Source organism: Bacillus sp. TH25 (assembly GCF_016650935.1).
In the GTDB taxonomy this organism is placed as follows: domain Bacteria; phylum Bacillota; class Bacilli; order Bacillales; family Bacillaceae_G; genus Bacillus_A; species Bacillus_A mycoides.
On record NZ_JAEKEU010000037.1, the window covers coordinates 525,657 to 543,007 of the forward strand.

A 17,351-nucleotide genomic window follows, 5' to 3' on the forward strand; every position below is an offset into this window, starting at 1 on the left:
AACTGGAGGAATAGATGATGAATGTAAAACAAGTATTAGATGCGAAAGGTTTAGCATGTCCAATGCCGATTGTAAGAACGAAGAGAGCGATGGATACTTTACAATCTGGAGAAGTGTTAGAAGTACATGTAACGGATAAAGGGTCAGTTAAGGATATTCCAGCATGGTCAAAAACAGGCGGTCATGAAATAGTAAAGCATAATATAGAAGACGATGTGCTGAAGTTTTGGATTAAGAAGGCGTAGTGAAGAACTAGTTTTATAAAGGCGGAGAGGTTGGTTATATGAATACAATATTAAGTACGCTGTTCATTGTATTTGCTGCATGGTTTGTTATTTCACGTTTTTTACCGGTGAAAGGTGTTCAAAATATAAATGGAAAAGAATTAAAAAGTATAGTGGGAAAACAGGGGAAGTACTTTATTGATGTTCGTACAGTAGGTGAATATAGAGGAAATCATATGAGAGGATTTCAGAATATCCCGCTAAATGAGTTAGTTAGTAAGGCAAATCAGCTAGATAAAAATAAGGAAGTAATCGTTATTTGTCAGAGCGGGATGAGAAGTAAGCAAGCAGCAAAAGTATTAAAGAAATTAGGATTTCAGCACATTATAAATGTTTCAGGCGGTATGAACGCTTTGTAAGGAAGGGATAGCAAGATGAAAGAAATAACAGCGAGAGAAGTAGAGGAAAGATTGTTACGAAATGAAGAGATACATGTGATTGATGTTCGTGAAGTGGAAGAAGTGATGGAAGGGAAAATTCCAGGAGTGATTCATATTAGGTCAGGTTTACTAGAGTTTCGAATACATGAGCTGGATAAAAATAAAGAATATATTATCGTTTGTCGCTCAGGCGGGAGAAGTGCAAGAGCAGTTCAGTTTTTAGAGAGTTACGGTTTTCGAGCCATAAATATGGTAGGTGGCATGTTAGCTTGGGAAGGTAAAGTTGTATAGTACGGAGATAAATGATTTGAGCCTTTTTATAAATAATTAAATACCCCCATAGGTAATTAGGAGGAGAACAACATGGAACAACAGAAGAAAACGACGATTGTTTTATTTAGTGGAGATTATGATAAGGCGATGGCAGCTTATATTATTGCAAATGGTGCAGCGGCGTACGATCATGAGGTGACTATTTTTCATACTTTCTGGGGTTTAAATGCGCTTAGGAAAGATGAGCATGTGAAAGTAAAGAAAACGTTTATAGAGAAAGTGTTTGGAAAAATGATGCCGCGCGGCGCTGATAAGATGGGATTATCAAAAATGAATTTTGCTGGTATGGGGCCAAAGATGATTAAAGGCATTATGAAGAAGCATAATGCGATGTCTTTGCCAGATTTAATTGATATGGCGAAAGAGCAAGAGGTTAAGCTTGTAGCTTGTCAAATGACAGTAGATTTATTAGGGTTAAAAGAGGAAGAGATTATGGAAGGGGTAGAGTTTGCAGGAGTAGGTGCATATTTAGCAGATGCTTCGGATGGGAATGTGAATTTATTTATTTAAATCACCTTCTTTTTAGAAGGCGGGGGATACAATATGAGTTTAACAGTACTACTTTTTATTATTGGATTTATAGGTTCGTTCATATCAGGGATGGTTGGGATTGGCGGTGCAATTATTAATTATCCGATGATCCTATACATTCCAGTATTGCTAGGATTTTCCGGATATACATCACATGAAGTGAGTGGTATTACAGCAGTTCAAGTATTCTTTGCAACTTTTGCAGGCGCGTGGGCGTACAGGAAAAGTAACGATATGGATAAAACGTTGGTTGTGTATATGGGAGCTAGTATATTAATAGGAAGCTTTGTAGGTAGCTTTAGCGCGAATTTATTAAATGAGCATGCTGTAAATGTTGTTTATACAATATTAGCTACTATCGCGGCTATTATGATGTTTATACCGAAGCGAAGCGATCGTAAGGGATCAGAGGGGATTATGTACAATAAATGGCTAGCTAGTTTGTTAGCGTTTATTATAGGAAGTGTTTCCGGCATTATTGGGGCTGGTGGTGCGTTTCTTTTAGTCCCGATTATGCTAGTTGTTTTAAAACTACCGATACGTACGACAATAGCAACCTCTATCGCTATTACTTTTATTTCCTCGATAGGAATTACTACTGGGAAAGTGATTACTGGACAAATAGTTGTTATTCCGGCTCTTATCGTTGCGATAGCAAGTTTATTTGCCGCTCCTCTTGGAGTGAAAGTAGGGAAGAGACTGAATCAAAAAATTTTGCAATATGTATTGTCCGCTTTAATTGTAGGAACTGCGATAAAGATGTGGATTGATATGATATCGAAATAAAAAGATGGTGCTCTTGTAGCACCATCTTTTTATTTACGCCCAAATAACTTTCATTAAGTTCTTATATTCATCGTTTGCCAGTTTATATAGCATTCTCGTGTGTTCAAAGACAAGTGCGGGATTAAAGTTTGGTTCTGAGAATGCAAGAGATGTTGAAATATCAATTGCATTTTGTTTGTTTAGCGTGAATTTTGCAAATCGATAAGATGTGTTTAATTCATTGATGACATGTAAAATGTCATTTTTTGATGTTGAATCAGGTACAAGAGCAACATTGAAGCAGTATATATCCACAGCAGGATGTTCGCTTTGGAAAGCAGCGATAAGTTGAATTTTTGCGCCAGCTTCTGTTTCTAATCCTACTGAAAAATGTACCGAACCATCATTTTCATCTATATTTTCTTCCATGTATATATCGTTTGATTTTAAGTACTCTTTAAAATCTGAAATGTTATGTTTTACTGCAGCTTTCATATGTATGAGCCCCCTGATAATTGGAATAGATTACTATTATTTATTATAATTTAAAAATATTAAAAAAGATAGTTGGAAAGTTCTGATTTTTTGTTTTGAAAGCATTAAAAAGAAGCAGTGCTCTACCTCCATAGAGCACTGCTTCACTTTATTCATTGTCATTAGACGATGTTTCTGTATCTTGACTGTTATTTTTATTCTTATCTTTAGTTTCATTGTTACTTGATTCGCGTTCACTCGTATTTTCAGACTTAGATTCTTTTGTTTTCTCTGAGCTTGTTTTTTTCGAATCAGAATCAGAATCAGATTTTGTATAGGCAGGTAGTCCAAGGTGACTACGAAGTTCGTTTGTAACATTAGCTAATTCTTTTTTATCTGGATTGTAGTAGTAAGTTCGGCCACCACCAGCTGACTTACTACATGTATCATCACCTTTTGCCATGTAACAATCTTCACCTTGAAGTTGTAATTTCTCAATTTCCGAATCCGATCCATATTTATAGAATGAAAGCATGTCATCGAATGTTAAGTTTGTAACGAATTGTCCGTTAATATCATCAATGATGTTACCAACTTTTGTTACAGACCCAGCGCTTGTTAGTTTCTTTAAAATTGCTTCAATAACAAGTTGCTGACGTTGTCCACGCATTGCATCACTATCAATGTGCCTTGTTCTAGCAAGAGCAAGAGCTTCTTCACTATTTAACTTTTGAACACCTTTTTTCAGGTGAATTGCATCGGCGTTATCATTACTATCTTGTTCAGTAAACTCAACTGGTACGTCAACTTCAATGCCGCCTAAATCATCAACGATTTTCATGAATGATTTAAAGTTGAATTTTACAAAGTAATCGACGGGAACATTCATTAATTTTTCAACTGCATCAATACTAGCTTGTGGTCCACCATCTTTTCCGTTTTTGGTAGCACCGAATGCATGAGCGTGTGTAATTTTATCTTTTTTCTTTTCTACTGGAATATAAGTATACGTGTCACGTGGAATACTTAATAGCTTTACAGTTTTGCTATCTTTATTAAACGTTGCAAGTAATAGTGCATCCGTTCTTATAGCTTCACCATATTCTTTTCCGCGGACATCGCTTTCATCAACGCCCATTATTAAGACAGAGACGTTATTTGTAATAGGTTTTACAGCTTTAGCACGTAAATCAGACTTATCACCGCGTGCTAAATCGTGAGCGGCGTTTCGAACAGCAGAAGATGCTTTATTTACTAAAAACCATGTATAACCGCCACCTATTATTAAAACTAATAGAATAACGCTTATAATAATTTTTGTTTTTTTCTTACTATTTTTCGGTTTACTTCGTGTATTTTCTTGTAAAGATGGGTTTTGCTCCATTTCTTGTACTCCTTCATTTGGATTGAAATACGACACTCATATCCACTTATTATAATGAAATTTAGCGAAAAAAACATTACAAATCATTTACATTTCGTAAAAATTCAATTTATTTATAAAAAGTCAGATTTTCTATATTTTATTTTAAAGATGTAGAACAAGTATAATGTGTTTTAGTAGAAATGAAAATATGTATTGTGAGAAAGTGATAGAGAAGTAAGATTTGTTGAAATATAGCCAAGAAGAAGCGATTAGCTTTACATTCATTTTTTATATAATAAAGAAGTATTCTACGGATGAAGGAGAGAGCGTAATGAATCATACATCATTCCAAGCAATTGTTGTGAAAGAAAAAGAAAATAATCAATTTGAAAGAAAGCTTGTTGAGAGAGAAATTAATAGTTTACCTGAAGGAGACGTATTAATACGTGTTTATTATTCTTCATTAAATTATAAAGATGCCCTTTCAGCTACTGGTAATAAAGGTGTAACGAGAACATATCCTCATACACCTGGCATAGATGCAGCGGGAGAGGTTGTTAGTAGTGGAAATGACTCCTTTAAGGAAGGGGATCAAGTCATTGTAACTGGATATGATTTAGGCATGAATACTTCTGGTGGTTTCGGAGAATATATTCGCGTGCCATCATCTTGGGTCGTTCCTTTACCAAAAGAAATGTCTTTGAAGGAAAGTATGATGTACGGGACAGCCGGTTTTACAGCTGCCTTATCGGTATATAAGCTCATTAGAGCGGGAATTACACCTAGTACGGGAGATGTTTTAGTAACGGGTGCTACGGGCGGAGTAGGCAGTGTAGCAGTTAGTATTTTAGGAAAGCTAGGATATAGCGTAGTAGGGGCAACAGGGAAAATGGAAGAGAAAGAGATGCTGCTACGTTTAGGTGCAAAAAAGATGATTCGCCGCGCGGAGTTGAGTGATGAATCAGGAAGACCGATGCTTAAAGGAATATACGCTGGGGTTGTCGATACTGTAGGCGGAAACATGTTAGAAAGTTCTTTAAAGGTAGTTAAGTATGGAGGCTGTGTAACAACGTGTGGTAACGTAGCAGGGCATGAATTAAATACAACTGTATACCCATTCATATTACGAGGGATTAGCCTTTTAGGAATAGATTCAGTTCAATGTCCAGTAGATGTGAGAAGAGAAGTGTGGGCATTGCTAGCAGGTGAGTGGAAAAATTCAGAGCTATTATCTTATACAGAAGAATGTACATTAAAAGAATTAGATGAGAAGTTTACACTTATACTGCAAGGAAAATTAAAAGGAAGAACGGTTGTAAATATGAAATGAAAAAAGAGACGCTAATTTGAGCGTCTCTTTTCCTATTATAATGATTGCTTTAAATTTACTTTTCCTTGTTCACCTAAAACGCCATCAGCAATATTTACAGCGTGATCACCGATACGCTCTAAGTTACTTACCATATCAACGAAAATGATGCTTGCATCACCTGAACAGCTACGTTCGTTCAGACGTAACACATGACGTTTACGAAGAACACGTTCCATTTGGTCAATTTTACGTTCTTTTGCAATAACCGTTTGAGCTAGTTCAGTGTCGAAGTTTGTTAAAGCATTAATTGCATCTTGTAATGTTGAAATTGTTAATTCAAGCATTTCATTTAGTTCAGCTAGTGCTTCATCCGATAGTGAAACACGGTTTGAAATTTGGAAATCTACAAGTTCTACAAGGTTTTCTACATGATCACCGACACGTTCAATATCTCCGACAACACCTGCTAAAACGGAATGTTTTTCAGAATCTGAAGGTGAAAGTGGTTTTTCTGATAGTAAAACTAAATACTCGGTAATTTTTTTATCTAAATTGTTAATAGCGCCTTCTAATTGAGTAGCCATGTTCGCGTGTTTTTTGTCTTGTGTATTTAAAAATTGGTTTGCTTCTTTTAATCCATCTAATGAAAACTCCGCCATACGGATAATCTCTTTTTGAGCTTCTGTTAAAGCAATAGCTGGAGATTGTTCAATAAAGATTGGATTTAAATGTTGTGGTTTGAAGTTAATGGATGCATCTTCACCACGAATAATTTTTGTTACAATCCAGGCTAATACTGCAATGAATGGGAACTGAATGATTGTATTCGTTACGTTAAATGTTCCGTGTGCAAATGCAATTGTCATTTCTGGATTTAAGTTTAATGACGTTTGGAAATATTGAATTAAACTTGTAAATGGTATCAATATAATCGTAAAGATAATGGTACCGATAATATTAAAGATAACGTGAACTAATGCTGCACGTCTTGCTGCAATTGAAGTACCGATTGCTGCTAATACTGCTGTAATTGTCGTACCGATGTTATCACCGAATAATACAGGAAGGGCAGCTTGTAAATCGATTGCACCCTGGCCAAATAATTCTTGTAAAATACCGATTGTTGCGCTTGAGCTTTGTACAATTAAAGTGAAAACTGTACCGACAATAATTCCTAGAATTGGATTATCACTCATGCTAATCATTAAATCTTGGAATGACTCTAAAGAACGAAGAGGTTTCATACCTGCGCTCATTAATTCTAAACCGAAGAATAACATACCAAAACCGAATACAACTTGACCTACAGAATGTACTTTTTTATTTTTAAAGAAGAATAGTAAAATCGCTCCAACTGCCATAACTGGGAGAGCGTATTCTCCGATTTTAATTCCGATAATAAATGCAGTAACTGTCGTTCCGATATTCGCACCCATAATAACACCAATTGCTTGTCTTAATGTCATAAATCCGGCACTTACAAGTCCGACCGTTAAAGCAGTTGTTCCTGAACTTGATTGAATTAATACAGTAACTAACATACCTGCTAGTACACCCATAAGTGGGTTCGTTGTAAAGCGATCTAGAATATCGCGAAGACGATCTCCAGCTGCTTGTTGCAGTCCATCGCCCATGTATTTAATCCCGAATAAGAAAATACCTAATCCACCAATGAACTGGAAGATCATTTCTTGAACATTATATTCCACGCATTCCACTCCTTAAATTTCATGTACGATGTAATTATTAACTGAACCTTGAGTAACTGTAAACGGTTTGCTAGTAAAATTTACACTAAATTTACAAAGAGGTGAAAAGTTTACAAATCTTTAAAGAAACACCTGGATTTAATTGGTTTTCATCTTTTACAAATGGAATTTTTGTAAAGAAATCATATTTATCACACTATTTGCGGATAGTAAAAATAGGAGAGGTAAACTATCCAAATTGGATGCGCTAAGTAAAGTGTCACCTTATTTATAATAATGGTTCTTTGTATATTTTTTGATTTAAGTTAGAAAAATATGTAGGGGAAATGGGGAGGTTTGAAATGAATGTATTAAATGAAAATGAAAAAAGCAGTGTGATTTTTTTAGGAATCCACTGCTTTTTACAAATGTGTATACATGATTTTTTGGTCTAAGTACTTCGAAAAAGAACCAATTAGCATTACCCAACGGCTTTTTCTTTTGTTTTATCCCCCTGTTTTTGCTTCCGTAAGCTTGTGATGTAAATGAAAAGAAAAGCAATAAGTAACAGAGAGGAATATCGATATACAGTTGCATAGTTTGTAAAGTGTGCAATGAATCCAAAAATAATCGCTCCAGCACCAATTCCAAGATCAAATGCTGAGAAGAATGTTGCTGTTGCTACTCCTCTCCGGTGCGGTGCTACGCGGTCAATCATCCATGCTTGTAGTGCCGGTTGAATTGCTCCGAAACCACTGCCGTAGCACGCTGCGGCAATAATTAAACTCGGAATTGTAGTTGTATACGACAGCAAGATAATCCCTGTAAACGTAATAATAACTCCTGGAATGATGACGAATGTATGACCTTTCGTATCATATAATCTTCCAGAAAACGGACGAGTTACAGCGATTGCAAGTGCGTTAAATAAAAAGAAGAGACTGATATCAGCAATCCCGACTTCCGTAGCAAATAATGTGATAAAGCTCCCAATTCCCCCGTACATTAATGTAATACATAATATTAATAATGAAGGAAGTAAAGCTTTACGCTCAATAAATCCATCGAGAAAGGTACCAGATGTTTGCTGTGGTGGTTGCGGCGATTTTTTGATTTGAAGTAGTTTCGTTAATATTAATGAAACTATTGTGCATGAAAGTGCACATAAAAAAAGAATCGTGAAGTTATATGCTTGCATAAGCCAAAGTCCGATAAGCGGGCCGAGCGCCATGGCGATAGTTCCAGAAAGACCGAAGTACCCCATGCCTTCACCGCGGCGAGCTTGCGGAATTAAATCTGAAACGACAGTTCCGTATGTAGTCGTTGTAATACCAAAACCAGCTCCGTGTAAAATTCGAACGGCAAGCAATAGGAAAACGGTTGAAGCGAAAAGATAACTGCCCATAGCGAGTAAACAAATAGCGGTACCGATCATTAAAATGATTTTTTTGTTGAATTTCTGCAGGGCATTTCCAGTTAGCGGCCTAATAAAAAGTGCTGCAACGGTAAACATGCCGACAACGAATCCGATATTTGAACTTGTGCCCCCAATTTCTTTCACATAAACAGGTAAAGTTGGAATTAACATTTGAAATCCTAAAAACATACATAAGTTTGCTAGAATTAGCGCAATAAACTCTTTTGTCCATAACGGTTCTCGTTTTACGAGTACTGCCTCTCCCATATATTCATCCCCTATATAAAAGTTATCTCTGTTCTTTCGAGTATATGTATTGGTCAATGTAACAGTCAAGAAAGGTGCCTTGAAAACGTATAACAATTTTCGAGGCGAAAAAACTGACAAATTTGTGTAAATGCTACACAACTATGAAAAAAAGATGTAAAGTATAGATGTATAGACTAGTAATTGTTATGAATGATAGAAATTTTTTTCTTTAAAGAAAGCGGATTCAAAAAGTAGTGGATGAGAAGGGGATATATACTTTTTCACTACATATATTTGAAAAGGTTTACAAAACAATGAAGAAAGAGGCGTGTACATATGAGACGATTAGGTATTTCTATTTATCCGGAACATTCAACAGTAGAGAAAGATAAGGAGTATTTAACATTAGCAAGTAAATATGGATTTACACGTGTGTTCACATGTTTACTATCTGTGGATGGGGAAAAAGAGAAAATAATAGAAGAGTTTAAAGAAACGATTTCTCATGCGAATGCATTAGGATTTCAAGTATTGGTTGATATTAGTCCGTCTGTTTTTGAGCAACTAGGTATTTCTTATAATGATTTATCGTTTTTCCATGAACTAGGTGCTTACGGTATTCGTTTAGATGTCGGCTTCTCAGGATTAGAAGAATCGATTATGACGTACAATCCGTATGATTTAAAAATTGAGATTAATATGAGCAACGGTACGAAGTATGTAGATAACATTATGAGTCATAGACCAAATCGTGAAAATTTAATTGGCTGTCACAACTTCTATCCGCACCGTTATTCAGGATTATCATACGATCATTTTATTAAATGCTCGAAACAATTTAAAGATTACGGCATGAGAACAGCTGCTTTTATTTCATCATTTGATGCAACATACGGACCTTGGCCGGTAACAGAAGGTTTATGTACGTTAGAAGAGCATCGTGAATTACCAATGACAACACAGGCGAAGCATTTGTTTGCGACAGAATTAATTGATGATGTTATTATTGCGAATGCTTATGCATCAGAAAAAGAACTAGAGGCGCTTGGTGAATTAAATAAAGATAAGCAAACTTTTGATATAGAGATTTATGAAACGACAACAGAGTTAGAAAGAATTATTGTGTTAGAAGAACCACATTTTTATCGCGGAGATGTATCTGAATATATGATTCGTTCTACACAAAGTCGTGTGAAATATAAAAAAGAAGAGTTTAAACCACACAATACACGTGAAATTAAGCGTGGCGATCTTTTAATTGATAATGAGCAATATGGCCAGTATAAAGGTGAATTACAAATTGCATTAAAAGATATGGTGAATACAGGAAAAACAAATGTAGTTGGGCGAATTATAGAAGAAGAGATTTTCTTACTAGATTATTTACAAGCTTGGGATAAATTCGGATTTACATTAAAGAAATAGATAAAATATAAAAGGGGAAAACTACTGATTTCAGCAGGTTTTTCCTTTTTATATATAAAGAGCGTGAGGAAGAGCTATGACAAAGGTGCATCAGCGATTAATTTCTATTTTAGAGGAGTTTTTAGAAGAGAAATCGATGTTAAATCGAGCTTTTTTAGCGAGCCGATTACATGTATCAACGAAGACGATTCAAAAGGATATCAAATTATTAAATGATATATTGAGAGAACACGGAGCGGAAATCGAATCACAAAGAGGGACTGGATACGAACTAGAAATTATACAAACGAAGAAATTTGAAGAGTTTTGTATGAGCCTATTTCAAAAACAGACGGAAAAGATTCCAATTTCTTATGAAGAAAGAGTAGCGTACATTTTACAACGTGTTTTAACGACAGAGGGATATGTGAAGCTTTCTCAGTTAGCAGAAGAGATTTATGTGAGTAAATCAACTGTAAATTTAATTATGAAAGATGTTACAGATATTTGCGGTCGCTATAAATTACAAATTGAAAAGAGACCATACTATGGTATACGTATTGTTGGAGAGGAATTTAATATTCGTTCTTGTTTATCACAATATGGTTTACCACGTTATGACCATACTCCGTTTCATGAGCAATATGAGCAGACAAATACATATGTATCGTTACCTCATATATCACTTATCCGTTCAGTTATATTAAAGTATATTGAGGGAGGAACGATATATTTATCAGATATAGAAATTGATAATTTAGCGATTCATATTGCGATTGCGTTAAAGCGATGCCAAGATAATCATTACATTCAAGTACTGCATGTAGAGAAATCTGAACTGATAATAAAGAAAGAATATATAATTGCGAAACAAATTTTAGGGGGATTAGAGGAAGAGCTGAATCTTCAATTTCCAGAAGAAGAAATTTTATATGTGACGATGCATTTGTTGAGTACAGCTGTTACAGCGAGAGATCGCTATGAAAATGTAGAAGAGCTATTAGGAAAAGATGTATATGCATTCATACAGCACATTCTTTTCAAAGTTGCGGAAGAACGGAATCTTATTTTTTATTATGATGAAGAATTATTATTTGGATTTGGTGTTCATTTAAAAACGTTATTAAACCGTTTGAAATATAAGTTAAATACGAGAAACCCCCTTTTGGCAGAAGTGAAAAAGAATTATCCGTATGCTTTTGAAATTGCGGTTCTCGTTGGAGATATAATTGGTGAATATACGGGAGAATCGATTCCGGAAAGTGAAATTGGTTATATTGCCATTCACTTTGGCGGAGCGATGAGCCGTTTGCAGGAAAAGAATCAAAAGAAAAGATGTTTATTAGTTTGTGCGACTGGGCAAGGAAGTGCACAACTATTGAAATATAAAATTTTATCACAGTTCCGAGATAAATTAGAGATTGTAGGTATTACAGGCTATTATCAATTGAAAGTAGAAGATCTTTATAAAGATAAAGTAGATTGTATTATTAGTACGATTCATATACCGAGTGGTTTGCCTGTGCCAGTTATAAAAGTGAACTCAATATTTGATGATAAAGAGATTAAATCGATTGGTCAGCAGTTGTTTACACATGTGGATAATAGTGTGAAGCAATATATTAAGGAAGATTTGATCTTTTTAAATCGTAGTGCTTCTACGAAAGAAGAAGTTATCCAGTTTTTATGTGAGAAAGCTGCTGAGAAAAACTATGTACCCAAAAACTTTTATGATTCTGTTATGGAGAGAGAGAACACATCTCCTACAGCGGTTGGGAATTTAGTTGCGATTCCGCATCCGATGCAATTATTAAGTGAGGAAACATTTTTGATGTTTTGTACACTTGATAAGGCTGTTGAGTGGGGAGATAAAAAAGTACAATTGATTATTTTATTTAGTGTGAAGCGCAATAATAATGAAGATTTGCAAAGGCTTTATGATTTTTTATATGATATTATGTCTAATCAAAATACGATAGAGAAACTAACTCAGACTGAAGTAATTGAAGAGTTTCAAGAGAGTTTACTATCGTTTTGAAAAAGTATATAAAAACTTCCGTTACATAACGGAAGTTTTTTATGTTTAATTGTATGCGTTTTCATAATAAGATTAAAATATAGAAAAACAAAGCTTGGGGGAATTTAAAATGACTGATATGCAAACTCCATTTGCGTTAATTTTACATGGTGGCAATGCTAGAAGCGCAGCGCTTGAGGCAATCGCTTTTGCAAGACAAGGAGATTTTGAGAATGCGAGTGAAAAGATGGAACTTGCTAGTGAGGAAATTTCAGCAGCTCATCGCATTCAAACAGATTTAATTCAAGAGGAAGCAAGAGGGAATCATGCAGAAATAAGTTTACTATTAGTGCATGCACAAGATCATTTAATGAATGCAATTACAGTAAAAGAACTTGCTGAGGAGTTTATTACTCTTCATAAAAGAGTGGAAGAGAAAGTGACAGTATAATATGTACATTTTATTATGTTGTGCAGCAGGCATGTCAACGAGTATGGTTGTAAGAAAAATGCAAGAAGAGGCAAAGAAACAAGGGAAGGATTATAAAATTAAAGCAGTTGATTCGGAACTTGTGAAATTGGAAATTAAAAATGCTGATGTTGTTTTAATTGGGCCACAGGTGAAGTATTTGTTCCCAACAGTAGAGTTTCTTGCGAAGTCATACAATATACCAGTTGCAATTATAGAGCAGCGAGATTATGGCATGTGTGATGGTTTGAAAGTACTTAAGCAAGCTGAACAATTAGTTTTAGCGTAATTATATTTTTTTAAATACAAACATTATAATGTTATAACTTTTATTTTTGTCAGATTGAACATAGGGAGGGTTATCGATGAATGGTTTTATGAGTTTTATGGAACAGAAGATTATGCCAACAACGCAAAAGATTGCGGGGCAACGACATTTATTAGCAATTCGAAATGGAGTTATTTCTACATTACCGTTAACGATTGTCGGGTCATTTTTCGTTATCTTTTTAAACTTACCAATTGATGCATATATGGAGTGGATTGCACCGTTTCGCCATATTTTAGATATTCCATTCCGATTTACAGTAGGTTTAATGGCTTTATACGCAGCATTTGGGGTAGGGGCCTCACTCGCGAACTTTTATCAGCTCAATCAGTTAAGTGCAGGATTGTTATCTGTACTCGCCTTTTTACTAGCATCAGTTGAACCTATTCAAATAACAAAAGCTGTACCAGGTGTTATTGATGCAGGAAGATATATTTCAGTAGGGACATTAAGTGCTACGTCTTTATTTGGAGCTATTGTGACAGCATTAATTGCAGTTGAAATTTATCATTTCATGATTAAGCATAATATCTCGATTAAATTACCAGATAGTGTACCACCAGCAGTTGCAAATTCATTTGCAGCATTAATTCCAACTTTAGTAGTTATTCTTTTATTCTGGGGCATTCGTTACGGTTTAAAATTTGATGTAAATACAACGATCACATATTTAATTGCGCCATTAAAGTCAGTGTTAGTAGGGAATAATTTATTCGGTGGTTTATTAACAGTATTCCTAATCGTATTCTTCTGGTCGTTCGGTATACATGGTCCAGCGATTTTAGGACCAATCATTCGTCCGATGTGGGATTCAGCAATTCTTGAAAATATGGAAGTATTCACGGCTACAGGAAATGCACATCAGTTACCAAACTTATTTACAGAGCAATTTATTCAATGGTTCGTATGGATTGGCGGATCGGGCTCAACGTTAGCTTTAGTTATTATGTTTATGTTCTCTAAATCTAAGTTCTTAAAAGAGTTAGGTAGACTATCATTCGTACCAGGTTTGTTCAATATTAACGAACCAATTATTTTCGGGGCACCAATTGTAATGAACCCGATCTTAATTATTCCGTTCGTTATTACACCGCTAGTTACAACGACGGTATCATATTTCGCAGTTGTTTCAGGTATGATTCCGCTCATGATGGCGAAGCTGCCATTTACGATGTTAGCGCCAATTGCAGCGATTATTAGTACGGACTGGACAATTATGGCTGGTGTACTTGTACTTATTAACTTTGTTATCTCATTCGTTATTTACTATCCATTCTTCAAAATGTATGAGAAACAACAATTAGCAGGAGAGGAGAAAACAGAATGCTCGGAGCAATTATCATCTTAATTACATTCGTAGCGGGGCAGTGTATTGCACATTATTCAAAGTGGGTACAAAGTAAATCGTTATTAGTTTTACTACTTGTTTCGATATTATTTATCGGGTGTTCAATGGGAGCTTATGTAGCATTTAGTTTACAATCACCATTCTTTATCATTGTACCAACGATTTTATGTGCGACATGTTTATCTGCAAAATATAGATTTACGAGCATGGCATTAATACAACGTGTGAAGGAGATGCAAAAGCATGGAGCGTAAATTAGGAATTTCACTTTATCCAGAGCATTCAACGAAAGAAAAAGATATGGCATACATTTCAGCAGCGGCCCGCCACGGTTTTTCAAGAATATTCACTTGTTTACTATCTGTTAATCGTTCGAAAGAGGAAATTGTAGCTGAATTTAAAGAAATTATTAATCACGCAAAAGATAACAATATGGAAGTTATTTTAGATGTAGCTCCAGCTGTATTCGATCAACTTGGTATTAGTTATAATGATCTATCATTCTTCGCAGAGATGGATGCAGACGGTATTCGTTTAGATGTAGGGTTTGACGGATTAACTGAAGCAAAAATGACGAATAATCCGTACGGTTTAAAAATTGAGTTAAACGTAAGTAACGATATTGCGTATTTAGAAAATATTCTTTCGCATCAGGCGAATAAATCAGCTTTAATCGGTTGTCATAATTTTTATCCGCAAAAATTCACTGGTCTTCCGTATGATTATTTCATTCGCTGTAGTGAACGCTTCAAAAAGCATGGTATTCGCAGTGCAGCATTTATTACATCACATGCTGCTTGCATTGGTCCATGGGATATTAACGACGGATTATGTACGCTTGAACAACATCGTAATTTACCAATTGAAGTACAAGCGAAGCATTTATGGGCGACAGGGCTTATTGATGATGTTATTATCGGAAATGCTTATGCGAGCGAAGAAGAGTTAGAGAGACTCGGAAACTTAAATCGTTACATGTTACAGCTAAAAGTACAATTTGTAGACGAAGCGACTGAAGTAGAGAAGAGAGCGACACTGCAAGAATTACACGTAAGACGCGGCGACATAACAGAATATATGGTACGTTCTACAGAAGTACGTAAAAAGTATAAAGACTATGACTTCCCAGTGCGCGAAAGTGTACTACAGGAAAGAGGGCAAGTTGTAATTGGTAACAACTCATTTGGTAAGTATAAAGGTGAACTACAAATCATCTTGAAAGAAATGCCGATAGATGAACGGAAAAATATTGTCGGTACAATTGCTGAAGAGGAGTTGTTTTTACTAGATTATGTAGGGGCTTGGACGCAGTTTACTTGTGTGGAATAGGGAAGGGAGGAGAGGATGTATGGCATCCTCTTTTTTTTGTTGAAATAGTAATCTATCGTATATAGAATGCAAAGAGATAGATTTAACTTGGACGGGGGAGAAGGAGAAAGAATGTAAGAATCATAAAAAAAGAGTTAGCCTCAACAGTGAGACTAACTCTTTTTTTAATAATTAGTTTAAAATTTTCACTGTAACTGTTTGGCGTCCCCAGTTACTTGATGTACCTTTATCTGGCATTAAAACATCAATTTTATTACCTTTAATAGCTCCACCAGTATCACCAGCGATTGCTACTCCGTAACCTTCAACCCATACTTTTGAACCTAATGGAATGACACTTGGATCAACTGCAATTAGTTTCATGTTTGGATTAGCTGTTAAGTTATGACCCATAGCTGATTTTACCTGGTCTCCTGCTTTGTAACCATTTTCAAGTGGATCTGCTGTGTAAGCTGTTGCTACAACTTGGAACTCACGAGAAGAAGATTGTGTGTTTTTCTCAGTTTCTTTTGCAACAGGTTGTTGTGTAGCTGGTTTTTGAGCCTTATTAGCCGCTTCACGATCAGCTGCCTCTTGAGCCTTAGCTGCTTTACGAGCTTCAGCTGCTGCCTCTTGAGCCTTAGCTGCTTCACGAGCTTCAGCATCTGCCTGAGCTTTAGCCGCTTCATGAGCTTTAGCTGCTTCTTGAGCTTTAGCCGCTGCTTGAGCTTCAGCTGCTTCCTGAGCTTTAGCTGCTTCACGAGCTTTAGCTGCTTCTTGAGCTTTAGCTTCTGCTTGAGCTTCAGCATCTGCCTGAGCTTTAACTTCTGCTTGAGCCTTAGCTGCTTCACGAGCTTTAGCTGCTTCCTGAGCTTTAACTTCTGCTTGAGCTTCAGCTGCTTCACGAGCTTTAGTTGCTTCCCCGGCTTTAGCTTTTGCTTGAGTTTCAGCTAATTCTCCAGCTTTAACTGCTTCACGAACTTTAGCTGTGTCTTGAACTTTAATTGCTTTTTCAACTTTAACTGCTGGTTGAACTTTAACTGGTGCTTTACCTGTTAAGTAAGGAACATGAACATAAGCTGTTTTTCCGTTATATTCAAATTGAATCCAGTCATTTTGCACTTCGTGTGTTGTTTCGATTACATCATCTTGTTTCAACTTACCAAGAATTTCTGAGTCTGTGTTTGCACCAGCACGTACGTTTAATACATTTGCTGTTACGTAGTAAGTATCTTTTGTGTAGTCAGCGCTTATGAAAGCCTCTTTACCACTATTTAATTTAACTTTTGACCATCCGTTTTCTGTATGTAAAACGTTAACTTTATATCCATCTAATAACTTTCCGACAACTTGTGATTCAGTAGTTGGGTTTTCTCGTACATTTAGTACATCAGTCGTTACGATTGTTTCTGCTTTAGCAGATGTTGTGAAAATCCCAAGACCAAAAACCGCTGCTGTTGCTATACCCATAAATTTTTTCATAATAGCCTCCATTGCATTTGTTTTCGTTGACCTCATTATAGCAACCATTATTTTCTTATTTGCGGAAAACACAAAACTACAAAGCATTCGTAACGAGGCATTAATATTCTGTAATAATTCCATTAATATCCTGATAGCGTTTCCTTTGCGTTTTTGAGGGGATTAGAACATACGATTCATAAAATCAACACTTTTT

Annotated in this window: 18 protein-coding genes; 13 read left to right on the plus strand and 5 right to left on the minus strand. The window is 35.6% G+C overall.

Annotated features, from left to right (window positions below):
* The first annotated feature begins 14 nt into the window (after positions 1 to 14).
* The 5 genes from JFT89_RS21730 (at position 15) to JFT89_RS21750 (ending at position 2,314) form a co-directional block, all read left to right on the plus strand.
* On the plus strand, positions 15 to 245 hold the full coding sequence (locus JFT89_RS21730) for a sulfurtransferase TusA family protein (RefSeq protein WP_002063888.1): 231 nt from the start codon (positions 15 to 17) through the stop codon (positions 243 to 245).
* A gap of 38 nt (positions 246 to 283) precedes the next feature.
* Complete coding sequence (locus JFT89_RS21735) at positions 284 to 643, plus strand: rhodanese-like domain-containing protein (RefSeq protein WP_201040565.1); 360 nt, start codon at positions 284 to 286, stop codon at positions 641 to 643.
* A 15-nt stretch (positions 644 to 658) separates the two neighbouring features.
* Complete coding sequence (locus tag JFT89_RS21740) at positions 659 to 955, plus strand: rhodanese-like domain-containing protein (RefSeq protein ID WP_002063891.1); 297 nt, start codon at positions 659 to 661, stop codon at positions 953 to 955.
* Between the two features lie 72 nt (positions 956 to 1,027).
* Positions 1,028 to 1,507 (plus strand): DsrE/DsrF/DrsH-like family protein, encoded by a 480-nt coding sequence (locus JFT89_RS21745; RefSeq protein WP_002063892.1) that lies wholly within the window; start codon positions 1,028 to 1,030, stop codon positions 1,505 to 1,507.
* Positions 1,508 to 1,540: 33 nt separating this feature from the next.
* Positions 1,541 to 2,314, plus strand: coding sequence for a sulfite exporter TauE/SafE family protein (locus tag JFT89_RS21750; RefSeq protein WP_201040566.1), 774 nt, complete (start codon positions 1,541 to 1,543; stop codon positions 2,312 to 2,314).
* Positions 2,315 to 2,347: 33 nt separating this feature from the next.
* Here the strand turns inward: JFT89_RS21750 and JFT89_RS21755 are convergent, their stop codons facing one another.
* Together JFT89_RS21755 and JFT89_RS21760 are read right to left on the minus strand one after the other, a co-directional pair.
* Positions 2,348 to 2,788 carry a hypothetical protein gene (locus tag JFT89_RS21755; protein WP_002010734.1) on the minus strand — a complete coding sequence of 147 codons (441 nt, stop codon included), beginning with the start codon at positions 2,786 to 2,788 and terminating at the stop codon, positions 2,348 to 2,350.
* A 148-nt stretch (positions 2,789 to 2,936) separates the two neighbouring features.
* Positions 2,937 to 4,187, minus strand: coding sequence for an LCP family protein (locus JFT89_RS21760; protein WP_042889408.1), 1,251 nt, complete (start codon positions 4,185 to 4,187; stop codon positions 2,937 to 2,939).
* 277 nt (positions 4,188 to 4,464) lie between these two features.
* On the opposite strand from JFT89_RS21760, the gene JFT89_RS21765 reads away from it, so the two are divergent.
* Positions 4,465 to 5,463: a YhdH/YhfP family quinone oxidoreductase gene (locus JFT89_RS21765; RefSeq protein WP_016094732.1), complete on the plus strand. Its 999-nt coding sequence runs from the start codon at positions 4,465 to 4,467 to the stop codon at positions 5,461 to 5,463.
* Positions 5,464 to 5,498: 35 nt separating this feature from the next.
* On the opposite strand, the gene JFT89_RS21770 is transcribed toward JFT89_RS21765, so the two are convergent.
* On the minus strand, positions 5,499 to 7,154 hold the full coding sequence (locus JFT89_RS21770; RefSeq protein WP_002063897.1) for a Na/Pi cotransporter family protein: 1,656 nt from the start codon (positions 7,152 to 7,154) through the stop codon (positions 5,499 to 5,501).
* A gap of 460 nt (positions 7,155 to 7,614) precedes the next feature.
* The gene (locus tag JFT89_RS21775) at positions 7,615 to 8,817 is read right to left on the minus strand and encodes an MFS transporter (protein ID WP_002029919.1); all 1,203 of its coding nucleotides are present in this window, start codon (positions 8,815 to 8,817) and stop codon (positions 7,615 to 7,617) included.
* Positions 8,818 to 9,135: 318 nt separating this feature from the next.
* Between JFT89_RS21775 and JFT89_RS21780 the strand changes: the two genes are divergently transcribed.
* The 7 genes from JFT89_RS21780 to JFT89_RS21810 all read left to right on the plus strand — a co-directional run bounded on the left by JFT89_RS21780 (position 9,136) and on the right by JFT89_RS21810 (position 15,694).
* Entirely contained in the window at positions 9,136 to 10,224 is a 1,089-nt protein-coding gene (locus JFT89_RS21780) for a DUF871 domain-containing protein (protein ID WP_002063900.1), read from the plus strand.
* A gap of 76 nt (positions 10,225 to 10,300) precedes the next feature.
* Entirely contained in the window at positions 10,301 to 12,241 is a 1,941-nt protein-coding gene (locus JFT89_RS21785; RefSeq protein ID WP_002063901.1) for a BglG family transcription antiterminator, read from the plus strand.
* 109 nt (positions 12,242 to 12,350) lie between these two features.
* Positions 12,351 to 12,671 (plus strand): PTS lactose/cellobiose transporter subunit IIA, encoded by a 321-nt coding sequence (locus JFT89_RS21790; RefSeq protein ID WP_000131326.1) that lies wholly within the window; start codon positions 12,351 to 12,353, stop codon positions 12,669 to 12,671.
* Between the two features lies 1 nt (position 12,672).
* Positions 12,673 to 12,978: a PTS sugar transporter subunit IIB gene (locus JFT89_RS21795; RefSeq protein ID WP_002063902.1), complete on the plus strand. Its 306-nt coding sequence runs from the start codon at positions 12,673 to 12,675 to the stop codon at positions 12,976 to 12,978.
* A gap of 76 nt (positions 12,979 to 13,054) precedes the next feature.
* Positions 13,055 to 14,365 (plus strand): PTS sugar transporter subunit IIC, encoded by a 1,311-nt coding sequence (locus tag JFT89_RS21800; RefSeq protein ID WP_002063903.1) that lies wholly within the window; start codon positions 13,055 to 13,057, stop codon positions 14,363 to 14,365.
* A complete protein-coding gene (locus tag JFT89_RS21805; protein WP_002150399.1) occupies positions 14,341 to 14,619 on the plus strand; it encodes a hypothetical protein in 279 nt (92 codons plus the stop codon). Before JFT89_RS21800 ends, JFT89_RS21805 begins: the two co-directional genes overlap by 25 nt.
* Positions 14,609 to 15,694, plus strand: a complete 1,086-nt coding sequence (locus JFT89_RS21810; RefSeq protein ID WP_016094731.1) for a DUF871 domain-containing protein — start codon at positions 14,609 to 14,611, stop codon at positions 15,692 to 15,694. The genes JFT89_RS21805 and JFT89_RS21810 overlap by 11 nt, the downstream gene beginning before the upstream one ends.
* 171 nt (positions 15,695 to 15,865) lie before the next feature.
* Here JFT89_RS21810 and entC read toward each other — a convergent pair whose 3' ends face one another.
* On the minus strand, positions 15,866 to 17,278 hold the full coding sequence (entC, locus tag JFT89_RS21815; RefSeq protein WP_201040567.1) for a cell wall-binding protein EntC: 1,413 nt from the start codon (positions 17,276 to 17,278) through the stop codon (positions 15,866 to 15,868).
* Positions 17,279 to 17,351 lie beyond the last annotated feature (73 nt).

Coding starts and splice junctions, on each gene's coding strand:
- JFT89_RS21785 (WP_002063901.1), top strand. CDS start 10,301: ATGACAAAGGTGCATCAGCGATTAATTTCTATTTTAGAGGAGTTTTTA.
- JFT89_RS21800 (WP_002063903.1), top strand. CDS start 13,055: ATGAATGGTTTTATGAGTTTTATGGAACAGAAGATTATGCCAACAACG.
- JFT89_RS21780 (WP_002063900.1), top strand. CDS start 9,136: ATGAGACGATTAGGTATTTCTATTTATCCGGAACATTCAACAGTAGAG.
- JFT89_RS21740 (WP_002063891.1), top strand. CDS start 659: ATGAAAGAAATAACAGCGAGAGAAGTAGAGGAAAGATTGTTACGAAAT.
- JFT89_RS21775 (WP_002029919.1), bottom strand. CDS start 8,817: ATGGGAGAGGCAGTACTCGTAAAACGAGAACCGTTATGGACAAAAGAG.
- JFT89_RS21795 (WP_002063902.1), top strand. CDS start 12,673: ATGTACATTTTATTATGTTGTGCAGCAGGCATGTCAACGAGTATGGTT.
- JFT89_RS21730 (WP_002063888.1), top strand. CDS start 15: ATGATGAATGTAAAACAAGTATTAGATGCGAAAGGTTTAGCATGTCCA.
- JFT89_RS21750 (WP_201040566.1), top strand. CDS start 1,541: ATGAGTTTAACAGTACTACTTTTTATTATTGGATTTATAGGTTCGTTC.
- JFT89_RS21810 (WP_016094731.1), top strand. CDS start 14,609: ATGGAGCGTAAATTAGGAATTTCACTTTATCCAGAGCATTCAACGAAA.
- JFT89_RS21765 (WP_016094732.1), top strand. CDS start 4,465: ATGAATCATACATCATTCCAAGCAATTGTTGTGAAAGAAAAAGAAAAT.
- entC (WP_201040567.1), bottom strand. CDS start 17,278: ATGGAATTATTACAGAATATTAATGCCTCGTTACGAATGCTTTGTAGT.
- JFT89_RS21735 (WP_201040565.1), top strand. CDS start 284: ATGAATACAATATTAAGTACGCTGTTCATTGTATTTGCTGCATGGTTT.
- JFT89_RS21745 (WP_002063892.1), top strand. CDS start 1,028: ATGGAACAACAGAAGAAAACGACGATTGTTTTATTTAGTGGAGATTAT.
- JFT89_RS21790 (WP_000131326.1), top strand. CDS start 12,351: ATGACTGATATGCAAACTCCATTTGCGTTAATTTTACATGGTGGCAAT.
- JFT89_RS21755 (WP_002010734.1), bottom strand. CDS start 2,788: ATGAAAGCTGCAGTAAAACATAACATTTCAGATTTTAAAGAGTACTTA.
- JFT89_RS21805 (WP_002150399.1), top strand. CDS start 14,341: ATGCTCGGAGCAATTATCATCTTAATTACATTCGTAGCGGGGCAGTGT.